The following is a 14,962-nucleotide window of genomic DNA, read 5'->3' on the forward strand; positions in this document are numbered from 1 at the left end:
ATGTATTATGGATCGTAAACATCTCGCTAATGCTATTCGTGCTCTAAGCATGGACGGCGTTCAACAAGCAAACTCTGGTCACCCTGGCGCGCCAATGGGTATGGCTGATATCGCTGAAGTTCTTTGGCGTTCACACTTAAACCACAACCCATCTAACCCAGAATGGGCTGACCGTGACCGTTTCGTACTATCAAACGGCCACGGCTCCATGCTGATCTACTCACTGCTTCACCTAACAGGCTATGAGTTACCGATTGAAGAGCTAAAGAACTTCCGTCAGCTTCACTCGAAAACACCTGGTCACCCAGAGTATGGTTATGCGCCCGGTATTGAGACGACAACAGGCCCGCTAGGTCAAGGCATCACAAACGCAGTAGGTATGGCGCTGGCAGAGAAAACGCTAGCGGCTCAATTCAACAAAGACGGCCACGACATCGTCGACCACTACACGTATGCATTTATGGGTGATGGCTGTTTGATGGAAGGTATCTCTCACGAAGCATGTTCTCTTGCAGGCACACTAGGCCTTGGCAAGCTCATCGCATTCTGGGATGACAACGGCATCTCTATCGATGGCGAAGTTGAAGGTTGGTTCTCTGACGACACGCCAAAACGTTTTGAAGCATACGGCTGGCACGTAATCCCTGCTGTTGATGGTCACGATTCAGACGCTATCAATGCAGCGATTGAAGCAGCTAAAGCAGACCCTCGTCCTACTCTTATCTGTACTAAGACCATCATTGGCTTTGGTTCTCCAAATAAATCAGGTTCACACGACTGTCACGGTGCACCTCTAGGCGCTGACGAAATTGCAGCAACACGTAAAGAACTAGGTTGGGAGCACGGTCCTTTTGAGATTCCAACGGACATCTATGCGCAGTGGGATGCGAAAGAAGCGGGCGCAGCTAAAGAAGCAGCGTGGAACGAGAAACTTGCAGCGTATGAAGCAGCATACCCAGAGCTGGCAGCTGAGTTCAAACGTCGTGTAAATGGTGAGCTACCTGCAGAGTGGGAAGAGAAAGCGACACAAATCATTGCTGATCTTCAAGCTAACCCGGCGAACATCGCCTCTCGTAAAGCGTCGCAAAACGCACTAGAAGCATTTGGCGCAATGCTACCAGAGTTCCTTGGTGGCTCTGCTGACCTTGCTCCGTCTAACCTGACCATGTGGTCTGGGTCTAAATCTCTTACTGCTGAAGATGCATCTGGTAACTACATTCACTACGGTGTTCGTGAGTTCGGTATGACAGCGATTATGAACGGTATCGCGCTTCACGGCGGTTTCGTACCTTACGGTGCAACCTTCTTAATGTTCATGGAATACGCGCGTAATGCGATGCGTATGGCTGCATTAATGAAAGTGCAAAACATCCAGGTTTACACTCACGACTCTATCGGCCTGGGTGAAGATGGCCCTACGCACCAACCTGTTGAGCAAATGGCATCACTTCGTCTAACGCCTAACATGAGCACATGGCGTCCATGTGACCAGGTTGAGTCGGCAGTTGCATGGAAATTTGCGATTGAGCGTAAAGACGGTCCTACGTCTCTCATCTTCTCTCGTCAAAACCTTGCACAGCAAGAGCGTGACACGCAGCAAGTGGCTGACATCGCAAAAGGCGGATACGTTCTTAAAGATTGTGAAGGTACGCCAGAGCTTATTCTGATTGCGACAGGTTCTGAAGTTGAGCTAGCCGTTAACGCAGCCGTAGAACTCACCGCAGAAGGTAAGAAGGTACGTGTCGTATCTATGCCAGCAACTGACGTGTTCGATAAGCAAGACGAGGCCTACCGTGAGTCTGTTCTGCCTTCGGGCGTAACAGCACGTATTGCAGTTGAAGCGGGTATTGCTGACTTCTGGTACAAGTATGTTGGCTTCGGCGGCAAGATCGTTGGTATGACAACGTTCGGTGAGTCAGCACCAGCTGGTGAGCTATTTAAGATGTTTGGCTTTACAACTGAGAATGTTGTAAGCAAAGCAAAAGAACTGTTGAAGTAAACTTCTCTTTCAACACAAAAGGCTGAGCAAATGCTCAGCCTTTTTTATGTGTGACTGTTTTAGATTCAACATGTCTCATATGTTAGACACAATTTCGCTTGAAGGAGCAATCTCGCTTTCTACACTGTACGGTATGGTCAAAAAGGATTTTTACTATGCGAGCTAGAACACTTCTCATCACCCTTGTCTCACTACTCTCAATTTGCCTGACTACGGCGCACGCTGGTGACCTTGCCGTCAAAAGCGGTGGCGTATTGCTAAAGACCTACTCCGATAGTGACTTATCAAACATGCCCCAAGCAACCATAGATACAGAGTTGCCATGGTTAGACGGAAAAAACTCATTTACTGGGGTAAACCTTGAAGAGTTTTTCGCCCAGTCTAATGCCCCGCTTCCAGCACTGATCACTTTTATCGCACTCAATGACTACAAAGTCACCATTAGGCAAGAAGATATCAAACAATACCAACCTATCATCGCTAATCGGAAAAACGGCGAAAAAATGTCTATCCGCGATAAAGGACCATATTGGGTGATCTTCCCGTTGTCACAGCACCCAGAGATCGATAATACCGATTACCACGCCATGATGATCTGGCAATTAAAGGAAGTACGGTACTAGCATGAAAGCCAAGGAGTGCGTCGAACGATTCCCAATCAATCTAATAAAGATTATTTTGGCAACCATAACCGCTTGCGTACTCGCCGTAAACGTCATAACCATCGACCGTATCAATCAAATCAACGAAGACCTTTCTGACCGCAAAAACGAAGCGACCTGGTTCATACTTCAGTTAGTCAAAGAGTACTCAAATTTCATTACGCAATCTCATATAAAGCCGTTAAGAAAGGACGAGATCTGGCTGGCATATGACCTGACGTGGAGTCGATTCGACATCATATTGCACAGTAAAGAATCATCAAAGTTTATTGAGCAAGCGGGCTATCAAGCCTTCATGGAAGCGCAGTTTGATAAGTTCAAGGCCCTAGAGAAATCTTTGGTACTACTCGACACCCAACCAGAAATACAGGATGCCCTCAAGCAGCGCATAGAAGTTAACTTTGAAGAAATCGTTCATTTCATAAACGAGAAGTTTCAGATTGAAAGCCCTATCACTGAGAAAAACCGGACTGAGCTTGAACGTCTCCTGATGTACCAAAAAGCCAGCACCGTCGCGCTCATCGTCCTATTTCTTCTTATCTCTTGTATTTTCTGGATAGATTCGAGACTTCGTAAAACGCTTCAGCGCAAAGACGCTCTCACTTGCTTATTGAACCGCACTGCGCTAACCAATGACATCAAAAGCCAACTGAAACAACCCTATTACCATTTGCTATCGGTGCGTATCCTCAACATCTCAGAAATTAACCACAAGTACGGCATTGATTATGGTGATGTGTTGATTAAAGTTGCAGCTGACCGACTACTCAACTCCATCAACGCTGACTACTCACTATACCGTTACAGTGGTTCTCAGTTTATTATTTTGAGCAATACCCCTGACTCTAAAATTACCCCTTCTCTTCAACAAACGATCAAAGACATACTAGCGGAGCCCATTGAACTGTCTGACATGGCTTTAATTCTCGACATATCAATGAGTCGTGAATCGAACTTAGTAAGACGAAGTTTGATTGAGAAGCTGACCCAATTATCCAGAAAAGCATTGTCAACAGCGCTTTAAGGCGAGTCCCTTTATACGAAAAGATGTAAACTACGATATGCTTAATGCTTGATTATGGTGATATCCGCCATCTTAGCTTTAAGGTCGGTTAGCCTATCCTGAACATAAAAGTCGCAAAACGCCTCAAAACCCAGCGGTTTACTAAACCAATAGCCCTGAAGATAATCACAGCCCAAATCGGAAAGATATCGACATTGGTAACCTGTTTCGACGCCTTCGCCAACAACTTTCGCATTGCAGTTGTGACCGAGAGCAATAATGGAGTTAAGCATTCGCTCCTCCGTACCATCGGTGCCGATACGTTCAACAAAACTCTTATCCACCTTCAGCTCATCAACCGGGTAACTTAGCAACTGATTTATTGAAGTAAAGCCCGTTCCAAAATCATCCAGTGACACCCTAAACCCTATATCTCGCAAACCAGCGATAATCGCTATCGTGTCTTTAGTACTTTTAACATAGCTCGTTTCTGTTACTTCTAGAATCACGCGGTTGGGCGTAATGTTATGCGAATGACACACACTACAGATGAGCTCAATAAAATCATTGTTGTAAAGCTCAAGGGCAGAAATATTGATTGAAATATCTCCTACGTATCCCACTTTTGATTGCAACATCGATAAAGATTTGATCGCATTATTAATGACCCAAGTGTCTATATCGCCAATTAAGTTAGCTCGCTCTGCTGCCGGAATAAACTCTTCTGGTCCAATCCCCATTGCCCGTAATTTAGGGCACCTTACTAACACTTCAATACTAGCAACCTGATAGGTCGTTGAATCAATGAGCGGCATATAGTTCAGCTCAAACTCGCCATTTCCACAGCAGCTCAGGAGTATTTTTTCTATCTCATCTCTTCGTTTTAACTCATCAAATAGAAGATGATCAAAATAGACCAACGGTACTTTGTTTTTGATCTGTTTCGCTTTGCTTAACGCCGCCTCTATGCCTTTCTGCCAAACTCCTCTCTGAGATTCGTCACAAAGAGGAAAAATAGCCTGGGCAAAATCAAGGTGAAGCGGGACGCCCTCAACCCGTATCGCGGTTTTGAGGGACTGCTCAAAGTTGGCCATCAGTAATTTAATGGCCTGCTCGCTATCCGCGTTCACTAAAGCATAGAATGTATTGCTGCCGTAACGACTGATTGAATAATCACTGCAACCACATCCCGTGCTTGATTGATTGGTGCAAATACACCGCTCGATTTCCCTCGCGATTTTGACAAGAGCACGGTCACCCTCGAACAAACCATGCAAATCATTAACTCTTCTGAAGTCTATGACATCCCAGGCCACAATATAAGTATGCTCATTACAATAGCTTTCGGTTCTCTGGTCGACAAACCTAATAAAAGAAGCTCGATTAGCTAGCTTTGTTAGGCTATCAAACTCAGCCTCAAACTTTACTTTGCTCAAACTGTCTATGTAAGCATTTTTGAGAATAGAGACTTCATCATTATCTTTAGCTCGTTTAAAGTAGCGTAGCTCTAAGCCTCCTCTTTTTATGTCTTTCAGTAAACCGTTGATTGGATCGAGCACTTTCGTTCTCACAATCACGTGAATAATAAGTAACAACGAGATCACGACCGCAAGCATATAGACCAACACTTGTGTCGCTATCTGTGATTTAACATTGGCATAATGGTCATCCAATATATCCAATTCTATCTCTACTCCTGGGCCAAATATCTTAATCACTTTCCCGTCAACGAACTCATTGTTTACAACCTCGAAATGAATGTCAGACCAAAGCTCAGATGTCTCAGTAACTTGATTGAAATCCAAAATAATGTTTTCGTGGTTTGATGCGTCGTTAAACAACTGATTTAGCTTTCTTAATGGTCCATCAACAACGAGCAAGCTTCTACTTTTGCGTGTCATCGCTTGTTTATCATCTGGCAAGAGTTTCGGGTCATAAGCGCCGATGTAGCTGTACCTAATTTCTCCTGTTACCGATTGGTAGGTATACCCTGTACTACAAAACTCTTCGCCTAACGAAACTAAAATGTAAGAGTCGAAGACAGTTTGATAGATGTCATCAGCTAACGCGTTTGCTTCAAACGGATCGGATTTAAGTGAACTCGCTGTTAGATTGAAAAGTGGATCCAAGCTATAGACTTCGACATTTCCTAACTTCATGGCTCGTTCTTGGTGAAGCAAATAATTAATGTGAGACTCGAGAAAGCCCCGCAATACATAATCACTCGTGTCCTGGATGTGATTTATAAACTGGGCGCTGCCTGAAATCTCATGCCCAAGCCCCTCTATACCACTTCGCTCAAACTCAGCGGCACTCAACGCATTTTTGACTTTTGTGACCCACTTGTCCTGTTCGAGTGTCTTTTGCTCGCTTAACTGCCAAAAATAGAGCCCAGTACCTGCAAGCGCGGCGACAACCGTCATTACTGGTACGAGAACAAGATCTAACCTTCTGAGTAGTCTCATAGATCACCTCAAATCTTCTACAATTCTTTGGCGAATGAGTAAGCCGTTGTCGCTCACAGGCGTGTACAGAAAGCTTTTCTCAATGAGGTTTGAGGCTGGACTGATTGCAGGGTCTTCACGGTACTCTCTACTCAGCAAAGCTTCAACATTTGCGTTAGGTGTTGAAAACCAGGCACTTTGAGCATTAAGAGTGGCCACTTCAGGTGAGGTCAAGTAGTCTAACGCTACTGTTGTTTGTTCACGGAAACGGCTGCCAGCGGGTATCGCTAAACACTCCAACCAGACAATTGTGCCCTCATTAGGCACAACATACTCCCATACATCTTTGTTTTCAGCTTCATTTAATACATGGTGATCACCTGCATAACCAAAAGCTATATCGATGGTCTCAAGCGCACTTGGTGTAGCAACATCTGCAAGAATGTAGTCTGTGGAAGCAAGCGATGATCGTTGGGTCTGCAATAGCTTATGCGCTTGCTGAAGTGATGCTTCATCATCAGTAAATGGACTTTTGTTGGATGACAGTAACGCTACCCCTACAAGGTCTATAGGGTGGTAGTACATAGACACTTTGCCGTCGAGACCCTTATTCGGCTTGAGTAGCGTTTCCCAAGAATCTACCGGCTTGGAAAATTTATCACGTCTATAAAGAATACCACTGGTACCCCACGCATAAGGAATACCAAAGTCACCGCATGCCTCCATCCATTTGTGCTCAAAACGACCTGACAGTTTTTGTCGAAGCTCTGGTATTGGGCGGACTACACCGAGTTGACCCAATGTTTGTAATCGGACACTTTCAACGACAACAATATCAATGGTTTTACCACGCTCACTCAGCAGTAACTCATCACGAACTGACTCGTCAGAGAAATAGATTTGTTCGATGCTAATTTGATGATCTTGTCTCAGCTTCTCGATGACAATCGGCGCTAAAAACGCTTCCCAGTTATAAAGGTGAACGGCGTCGTCGCCTTGGTGAGCGTACAAGGGCGAGCAAACAGCAAACAACAGATATAACCAACAACTGAGTACAGCCCGTCCTTTGACCAAACTTCGTTTCGACATCTGCTAAGTCCTTTAGCTCTTACTAACATAAAGAGCCTAGGACAGTAGCAGGGTGATGGCGAAGTCTTTATCATCTCAAAATTGAGAATTATTACTCTTTAGCTTGTTCCTGGCCGTTAGTCTTGGGACGCATATCCAATTCTGATTCTCCAGTAACCATATCTATAGTAAATAGATAATGGTTATCAGGGTCTCCATGATGCTTGAAGTCAAATTGATACGTGTGAGCAGGGAAAAATATAGGCACTTCCTCGACCTGTTTTAAGTCAAAGCCGTCTTGCACATAGATCTCTTGTACTTCAATTTGTAGCCTCGCAGCTTCTAACTCTCGGCTCCTATCATATTCGGGTTCAACCGATGGATTTGCAGGGTACGATTTTCCATCAAATGCCATGGTTCTAAGAGAGCCATCACTCCACACATAAAAATTCTTCCACCCGTTGGTTTCTCGACTAGCAAGAAGTACAGGCGTATTGGTCACTGTCATTCTATTAATTAGCTCTCCGGAGTCTTGAAATAGATAAGCCGTACAGCCACCCGACCCGCAAAAGTAAGGGTCTAGCATTAATACAAATAACTCTTCACTGCCATTTCCGTTGAGATCTGTTGCCCCCGTTAGGTACTTATAATCTTTTTCTCTAGGATCGAGCTTCTCTGGAATTAGAATATCTTCAACCACTAATCTATCGATATTCTCTAGGGTAAAGACATCCGGGCGAGGCTCGTCATAGGTGTGATTACACCCTTGAATCAAAGCAACAGTAAACACACTGAGTAGTATGGTAGGTAGTTTCAATTTGTTCTCCGAAACATGAGAGAGATATCTAAGTCTATGAAGATAAACACCATATCTCAAGTTTCAGTGAACAAACTTGTTTATTAAACTGTGAGGTTTAGCGAGAAAACTATAGAGTAGTGACAACTCTTACCGCAAGTAGAATCAGTACCACGCCAGACAACTGGTCAATAAGTTTCGCTCTTGACTTTAGCGTATTCAATAAGCGTGGCGATGAAAGCATAAACGTAATTAATGTATACCAAAGTCCGTCAACGATCAGGGGTGTCGTGACGATAATGGCTTTATCAGTAATTTCGCTTCCCACGGCAACAAACTGACTAAATAGAGCCGTGAAAAACAGAGCGATTTTCGGACTCAGTAACGAGATAAGCAGCCCTTCTCGTGCAGCAGATGCTACCGATACTTGCTTGCCTGACTCTAATCTATCAACAATGCCACCTTTAGAGCGAATCGCGTTATATCCCAGCCATGCGAGATAAAGTGCCCCCAGTAGAGAGATAGTCTTAAATAGCATCGGGAACTGATGTAGAAGCACTGACAGACCAAGCACAGTAACTAATGCATACACACCGATACCAAATGCATGAGCCCATGCAGTGGCGAGACCGTGGCGTCGCCCACCAGCCAAGCTGTGTTTAGCAACAATCGCTAAACTCGGACCTGGGGACATAGCCCCTAATAAGCAAATGGCTAGCAGTGATAACCAAATCGTAAACGTCATAATCTATTCCGTGTGTAATTCCAACTCGTTGAGTGAACTCTATCATCTCAATATCATGATTTGAAATCACAATTAATCATGGCCATCATCACATGAAATCATAGTACATAGAGAATCAACTTTTCACGGAATACATAGACGATTGCATATACGCGAGGACTTTGTCTCTCACCCACTTGTGGGCAGGATCTTGTTCGTACTTTGGATGCCATATAAGCCAGTACTGATGTGTAGGCGGAGTAAAGGGCAGTGAGAAGGTGCGCAGTGATAAGCGTTTCTCTAGATTATGAGCAATGTGCTCTGGTAGCGTTAATAGTCCATCACTTTGCTGCACCATCGCGAAAGCCGAGCTAAAAAACGGGGTGGAAACCAAAATTCGACGCTCAAGACCTCTTTCCTTCATTGCAGAGTCGAGAAAACTGTCTTTGTCTCCTCCTGCGGAAATTCGGATATGTTGATAGGACTCTAAATCATTGAAAGTGATCTCAGCTTTCGAACACAAAGGATGCCCTTCTCGAACCACTACCACAGGTACATCCTCGCCAATTTTACGCGAACATAATGATTCCGGCGCACTAGGCAACATTGTTGAGGCCAGTTGAACATCTTCATCGCCCAACTTCTGTAGCAACTTTGGTTCCCACAAACGATAAGAGAACTTTAGTAGAGGAGCGAGCGGCGATAACTGGCTAACAAGTTCAGGAAAAATGTATTGTGCGACATAATCCGATGAGGAAAACGTAAGCGTTTGATCATAAAGTTTCGGGTCAAACTCCTGACTACCCAAGACTCTTTGAATTTCCTCTAATAGCTTTTCTAACTCTGCACTTAGCTGTATTGCTCGCGGCGTTAAAACATAATGACTTCCTTCTCTCACCAGCAATGGATCTTGGTAGATATCTCTTAGCTGACTTAATTGACGGCTAACAGCAGACTGAGTCACGTTAAGACGCGAAGCCGCTCGACTGACATGCTTTTCTGAGAGTAGCACTTGAAGCGTGTACAACAGGTTTAGATTGGTTTTACTAGCCATTGTTACCGTGAAAAATACGTTAGACAGACGCACTATTCTAGTGCTTGTGCCGGTTCAACTTGAGTGGGTATGTACTCCACTACAGCCTGGTTTTTACCTTGTTTTTTAGCAGCATACATGAGTTTATCGGCCTCATACAGCGTTTCAAAGTCGCTAGCACAATGATAGATCGCACACCCGAGGCTAACGGTCACTGGCAAACCATCTATTTCATCGAGGTCGATATCTCTCACAGACTGACAAATACGGTGCGCAAGTTCATCCGAGAAGCAAACGGGCTGATCAATGAAGGCTAACGCAAACTCTTCTCCCCCAATACGAGCAACGATATGACTTGAGTTAGTCAGTGCTTTTATTTTCTCGGACACATGCTTAATTACCACATCCCCTTTAATATGCCCGTAGGTATCATTCACAATTTTAAAATTGTCGATATCGATAATCATGACCGTTAAATTGCTGTTGGACCTACGGAAGTACTTCAATTTGTCCAGAAAATAGCGACGATTCCACAGTCCCGTCAAAGCGTCGGTCTCAGATAGGTACTTTAACTGTACGTTTTCAGCGGACAATTCTTGAGTCTTGGTTCTCACTACATGTTTTAGAATTACTAGGTAGATAAGAAGCATGATAACAATGCCAGAAATGGCGATTGCCGGTAAGTAGGAGGGGTACACGGTTTCTATATGCATCCATCGTCCGTAAATCCGCTGTAAATCCTGTTTTCCGACATGTTTGAAGTCGGCAATGATCGACTCCATTAGGCTTACATTCGATTGCGACGTAGCGTAATGAATATCACCCGAATATAGGTGCTTAACATCGATAAACTGACCGCTTTTAGGGCCAATATGCAAATAGTAGTTCGCTACTTGAAGATCGGCGACAAAGGCTCGAATCCTGTTGTCTCGCGCCGCTTTTATCATCAGAGCATTATTGTCAAAATAAGCTAACCCAACTTCGGGAAAGTGGTTAAGCATATATTCTGCTTCATAACCACCCTTAACTACCCCGACCTTGTGGTTGTGGTGACCAAGAAGAAATTCATCAGCATCAAAACTTTGTAATGAGTGATGAAAATAAAGCTGAGTGTCTAATTCGAATAGAGGCTCTCCGAATGCCAAAACTCTCGCTCGGTCACGCGACCATAATAAGCCGGCATGGACGTCTGCTTGCCCCGCTTTGACGAGATCAATGGATTCTTGCCAATCAACAAGTTTGAATTCGATAACAATATCGTTCGCTTCGCCGTATGCTTTCCACAGGTCGATCAAAATCCCCGCAGGCTGATTAGCGTCGTCGAGAAAAGAATAGGGTTTCCACGCTTTCGAGTTAGACACTATTAGGCGCTTTGGAGTCAACGGTTGCTCTCCGTGCTGTTCCAACGCCAAAGCACCGGTATCTTGCGCGGAAGATCCGGATGCCAGTGCTGGGAATCCCCCCAAAAGCAACATCAGAATCGAGGTCACCAACGTACTAAAGTTGGCCCGAATCAACATGTTATACACTCACCATTATCTATAAGAGTATTATTTATAGTAGGTAAAACTGTGACTTTCCTTCCGCATTGTTGTAATTCTGGATCTACGTCTCAATATGCTTGAGACTTAAGCAGCATTTATAAAATACGGCCTGCTTAAAACAGCCTAAAATGTTGACTACTAGAGTTTCGCAGCTACGTCTCAAAACCGAAATCAGTCTAAAATTTCACCTCTACCTGAGTTCTCTGGACACATTGTTCATTTAGAACTCGAAGCAATACCTCGTACTATGATTGTACTCGTCATCAGGTCTGAGAATGGTGTTGGATTCGCGCCAATCTCGGTTTGGCGAATCTGGATAGAACTGAGTCTCTAGTGCCAAACCCGTATAATCTTCATATGTTCCACCATTTCGATTTGGGGTACCCGCAAGCCAATTTCCAGTGTAAAGCTGCATCCCGGGCATGGTCGTACTCACTGACATTCCCAGCTTTTTATCTGGAGATTGCAACGCTGCAACGCGTGAGGAGATATCGCGCCCACTCAACAATAAATAGCAGTGATCATAACCTTTCGCTTGTACTTGTTGCTCATTAACTAGTAGTTCAGAAGACAATCGTTTGGTGCGGTTAAAATCAAAGCTCGTTTCACTCACCAGCTCAGGCATTTCGTGCGGGATGCCAACTTCGTTAGTCGGTAGGTAATGCGATGAATCGATTTGAAGCCAATGTTCTAACGCCGTCTCCCCGCTATCGGCCCCAGATAAATTGAAATAAGCATGATTGGTAAGATTAACTGGGGTCGCCTTATTAGTTGAGGCCCGGTAATCAATGTTGACAGAGTTGTCTTCGGTGAGCGTGTAAGTCACTCTCGTCACGAGTCTACCCGGATACCCTTGATCACCATCTTCAGAGATAAGTTCAAACACAACGCTATTTGCTGTTTGTTTTATGAGGATCCAACGCCGTTTATCGAACCCGTCACGTCCGCCATGTAGGCAGTTTCCGGCTTGGTTGGTATCCACTTGGTAGCTATTTCCATCGATCGAAAATTTCCCCCCAGCAATGCGATTAGCATATCGACCAACCGTCGAGCCCAAGTAGACTTGCTGACGCTCGTAATCCTCTATTGAACTCACGCCCAACAGCACTTCTCGTAGACTGTTGTCTACTGGAATCTTGCAACTCAGCCAAGCCGCCCCGATGTCCATAACCGTTATTTCCATCCCAGCTGCGTTGGATAAGGTGACTAACTTTGGTGCCTGGCCATCTTTTGCGATACCACTAAACTCGATTCCCATAACTTATCTCTTATTACTAAAGCGCTTCAGCAAGTCCCGCGCCTGATTGAGCTTGGCACACGTAGATCGACTCTTTTAATCCTGTTGCTGCTTCGTAGTTCTGATTCACTGCCTGCTCGATGACTGGCACTAAACTAGGTGGAACTAATGCAACAACACAACCACCAAACCCGCCTCCCGTCATGCGAACGCCGCCATTTTCGCCAATAGCAGACTTCACGATGTCAACAAGCGTATCTATCTCCGTGACTGTGATTTCAAAATCATCTCTCATTGAGGCATGTGACTCAGCCATCAGTTCGCCCATTCGCTTCATATCACCAGCCATCAGTGCTTTGGCCGCCTCTTCAGTACGCGCATTTTCAGTAATGACGTGACGAGCGCGCTTCGCGACCAGTTCATCGAGTTGGTCCTGCTTTTGATTAAACACCTCAATCGACACGTCACGCAGCGCTTTGACTCCCAACACGCGAGCCGCTTCTTCACACTGTTGTCGTCTGGTGTTGTATTCACTATCAACTAAACCGCGCTTTTTGTTGGAGTTAATAATAACGACGGACATGCCTTCGGGCATAGATACTGAGGTGGATTCAAGGCTTCGACAATCGAGTAACATGGCATGATCTTTTTGTCCCTTCGCCGAAATCATCTGGTCCATAATTCCGCAGTTACAACCAACAAACTCATTCTCTGCTTGTTGGCCGTTTAGCGCGATTTCTTCTTGGCTGATATCTAAGTCGTAAAGCACTTTAAAGGTTTGTCCAATCACGACCTCTAAAGCCGCTGAAGAGCTTAAACCAGCACCTTGGGGCACGTTACCACTAACGGCAATATCAACGCCGTTAAACTCATAGCCCCTCGCCAACAAATACTTGACCACGCCTCGAATGTAGTTCGCCCACATTTTATCGTCTTGAAACTCAATCGGCTCTTCTAGGTTGAACGCATCGGTATCATTGTCGTAATCCACAGCGACGAGTCGAACTTGGTTATCTTCTCTTTTGGCCGCAGCGACCACTGTCTGGTAGTTGATTGCACAAGGTAATACAAAACCATCATTATAATCGGTATGTTCGCCTATTAAATTTACACGCCCCGGTGCTTGCACAACATGGGTCGGCTCGTAATCTAATACCTGCTTGAAAGACGCTTTCACGTTATTTATTAAATCAGACATAATGAACTCTCAAATCTTGTGTAAACACGTCGACTCAGCCAACGTATGGGATGTTGTATTAACGCTCTTTGTAATGAACGTCACTCAGTACGCGCAGTCGCTCAGCGGCTTGCTCTGGCGTTAAATCTCGTTGTGATTCAGCGAGCATCTCGTAGCCCACCATAAACTTTCTAACCGTGGCGCTGCGCAAAAGCGGTGGATAGAAAAGAGCATGTAATTGCCAATGGTCGATATTCGTACCCTCTTCAAAGAACGGCGCAAAATGCCAGCCCATTGAGTAAGGGAAAGAGCACTGAAACAGATTGTCATATCGGCTGGTCAACTTCTTGATTGCCAAGGCGAGATCATCGCGCTGCACGTCACTTAACTCACTCATTCGTCGAATATGGGCCTTAGGCAACAACATGGTTTCAAAAGGCCAAGCTGCCCAATAAGGGACGACGGCTAGCCAATGTTCTGTTTCGACGACCGTTCTCGAACCGTCCTTTTGCTCAGATTCGACATAGTCCACGAGTAAGTTAGAGCCGTACTGTTCAAAGTAATCTTTTAGATGGATCTCTTTGCGCTCAATTTCATTGGGCAAAAAACTGTTCGCCCAAATCTGTCCATGAGGGTGAGGTTGAGAGCACCCCATGGTTTCCCCTTTGTTTTCAAATGCCTGAACCCAAAGGTAGTCTTTACCCAACTCTTCAATCTGTTCATTCCAGGTATCGATAACGCCACGAATTTTAGTGACGGATAACTCTGGTAAGGTTTTGCTGTGATCAGGAGAAAAACAGATAACGCGACTCAGTCCTCTCACGCCTTGAGTTTTAAACAACGGATTGTCAGATTGCGGTGCGTCTGGTGAGTCGGGCATCAATGCTGCAAAGTCATTGGAGAAAACGTAGGTTCCCTCGTAATCAGGATTCGTTTCGCCAGAGATTCGAGCGTTACCCGGACACAAAAAACACCCCTTATCAAAACTTGGTAGCTCAGCGGTTGAGGGTTTCTCATCTTGACCACTCCATGGGCGCTTAGCCCTGTGTGGTGATACCAAGATCCACTGACCGCTCAGCGGGTTGTAACGGCGATGTGGGTGGTCTACTGGGTCAAAATGTATATCAGCCATAATGTTTCTCAATCTGTTTCGCAGGCCCGTTTTGATTATTCTATCAAGCGAGTCCATTAGTAATCCGTGATGCAACTCTCGATAATGTAAACGTTTTCACTCCCAAAGCATCCAATTCTTTTAGCTTATTTTCTGCACAACGT

12 protein-coding genes are annotated in these 14,962 nt (G+C 44.9%); 3 read left to right on the plus strand and 9 right to left on the minus strand.

The window, feature by feature from the left end:
* Positions 1 to 7 precede the first annotated feature (7 nt).
* From tkt to LY387_RS17045, 3 genes are all read left to right on the plus strand, one after another.
* Entirely contained in the window at positions 8 to 1,999 is a 1,992-nt protein-coding gene (gene tkt / locus LY387_RS17035; protein ID WP_234496955.1) for a transketolase, read from the plus strand.
* Between the two features lie 155 nt (positions 2,000 to 2,154).
* Positions 2,155 to 2,622, plus strand: a complete 468-nt coding sequence (locus tag LY387_RS17040; RefSeq protein ID WP_234496956.1) for a hypothetical protein — start codon at positions 2,155 to 2,157, stop codon at positions 2,620 to 2,622.
* Between the two features lies 1 nt (position 2,623).
* The gene (locus tag LY387_RS17045; protein ID WP_234496957.1) at positions 2,624 to 3,685 is read left to right on the plus strand and encodes a diguanylate cyclase domain-containing protein; all 1,062 of its coding nucleotides are present in this window, start codon (positions 2,624 to 2,626) and stop codon (positions 3,683 to 3,685) included.
* A gap of 41 nt (positions 3,686 to 3,726) precedes the next feature.
* Here the strand turns inward: LY387_RS17045 and LY387_RS17050 are convergent, their stop codons facing one another.
* From LY387_RS17050 to LY387_RS17090, 9 genes are all read right to left on the minus strand, one after another.
* Positions 3,727 to 6,129, minus strand: a complete 2,403-nt coding sequence (locus tag LY387_RS17050) for a bifunctional diguanylate cyclase/phosphodiesterase (RefSeq protein ID WP_234496958.1) — start codon at positions 6,127 to 6,129, stop codon at positions 3,727 to 3,729.
* 3 nt (positions 6,130 to 6,132) lie between these two features.
* Positions 6,133 to 7,197 carry an ABC transporter substrate-binding protein gene (locus LY387_RS17055; protein WP_234496959.1) on the minus strand — a complete coding sequence of 355 codons (1,065 nt, stop codon included), beginning with the start codon at positions 7,195 to 7,197 and terminating at the stop codon, positions 6,133 to 6,135.
* A 91-nt stretch (positions 7,198 to 7,288) separates the two neighbouring features.
* Complete coding sequence (locus LY387_RS17060; protein ID WP_234496960.1) at positions 7,289 to 7,993, minus strand: hypothetical protein; 705 nt, start codon at positions 7,991 to 7,993, stop codon at positions 7,289 to 7,291.
* Between the two features lie 109 nt (positions 7,994 to 8,102).
* Positions 8,103 to 8,717 carry a LysE family translocator gene (locus tag LY387_RS17065; RefSeq protein ID WP_234496961.1) on the minus strand — a complete coding sequence of 205 codons (615 nt, stop codon included), beginning with the start codon at positions 8,715 to 8,717 and terminating at the stop codon, positions 8,103 to 8,105.
* 115 nt (positions 8,718 to 8,832) lie between these two features.
* Complete coding sequence (locus LY387_RS17070; protein WP_234496962.1) at positions 8,833 to 9,750, minus strand: LysR family transcriptional regulator; 918 nt, start codon at positions 9,748 to 9,750, stop codon at positions 8,833 to 8,835.
* Between the two features lie 32 nt (positions 9,751 to 9,782).
* Positions 9,783 to 11,249 carry a sensor domain-containing diguanylate cyclase gene (locus tag LY387_RS17075; RefSeq protein ID WP_234496963.1) on the minus strand — a complete coding sequence of 489 codons (1,467 nt, stop codon included), beginning with the start codon at positions 11,247 to 11,249 and terminating at the stop codon, positions 9,783 to 9,785.
* 244 nt (positions 11,250 to 11,493) lie between these two features.
* Positions 11,494 to 12,531 (minus strand): galactose-1-epimerase, encoded by a 1,038-nt coding sequence (galM, locus tag LY387_RS17080; protein WP_234496964.1) that lies wholly within the window; start codon positions 12,529 to 12,531, stop codon positions 11,494 to 11,496.
* Positions 12,532 to 12,547: 16 nt separating this feature from the next.
* Entirely contained in the window at positions 12,548 to 13,708 is a 1,161-nt protein-coding gene (gene galK, locus LY387_RS17085; protein ID WP_234496965.1) for a galactokinase, read from the minus strand.
* Positions 13,709 to 13,766: 58 nt separating this feature from the next.
* Positions 13,767 to 14,819, minus strand: coding sequence for a UDP-glucose--hexose-1-phosphate uridylyltransferase (locus LY387_RS17090; protein WP_234496966.1), 1,053 nt, complete (start codon positions 14,817 to 14,819; stop codon positions 13,767 to 13,769).
* Positions 14,820 to 14,962 lie beyond the last annotated feature (143 nt).

The organism is Vibrio maritimus (assembly GCF_021441885.1).
Lineage (GTDB): Bacteria > Pseudomonadota > Gammaproteobacteria > Enterobacterales > Vibrionaceae > Vibrio > Vibrio maritimus_B.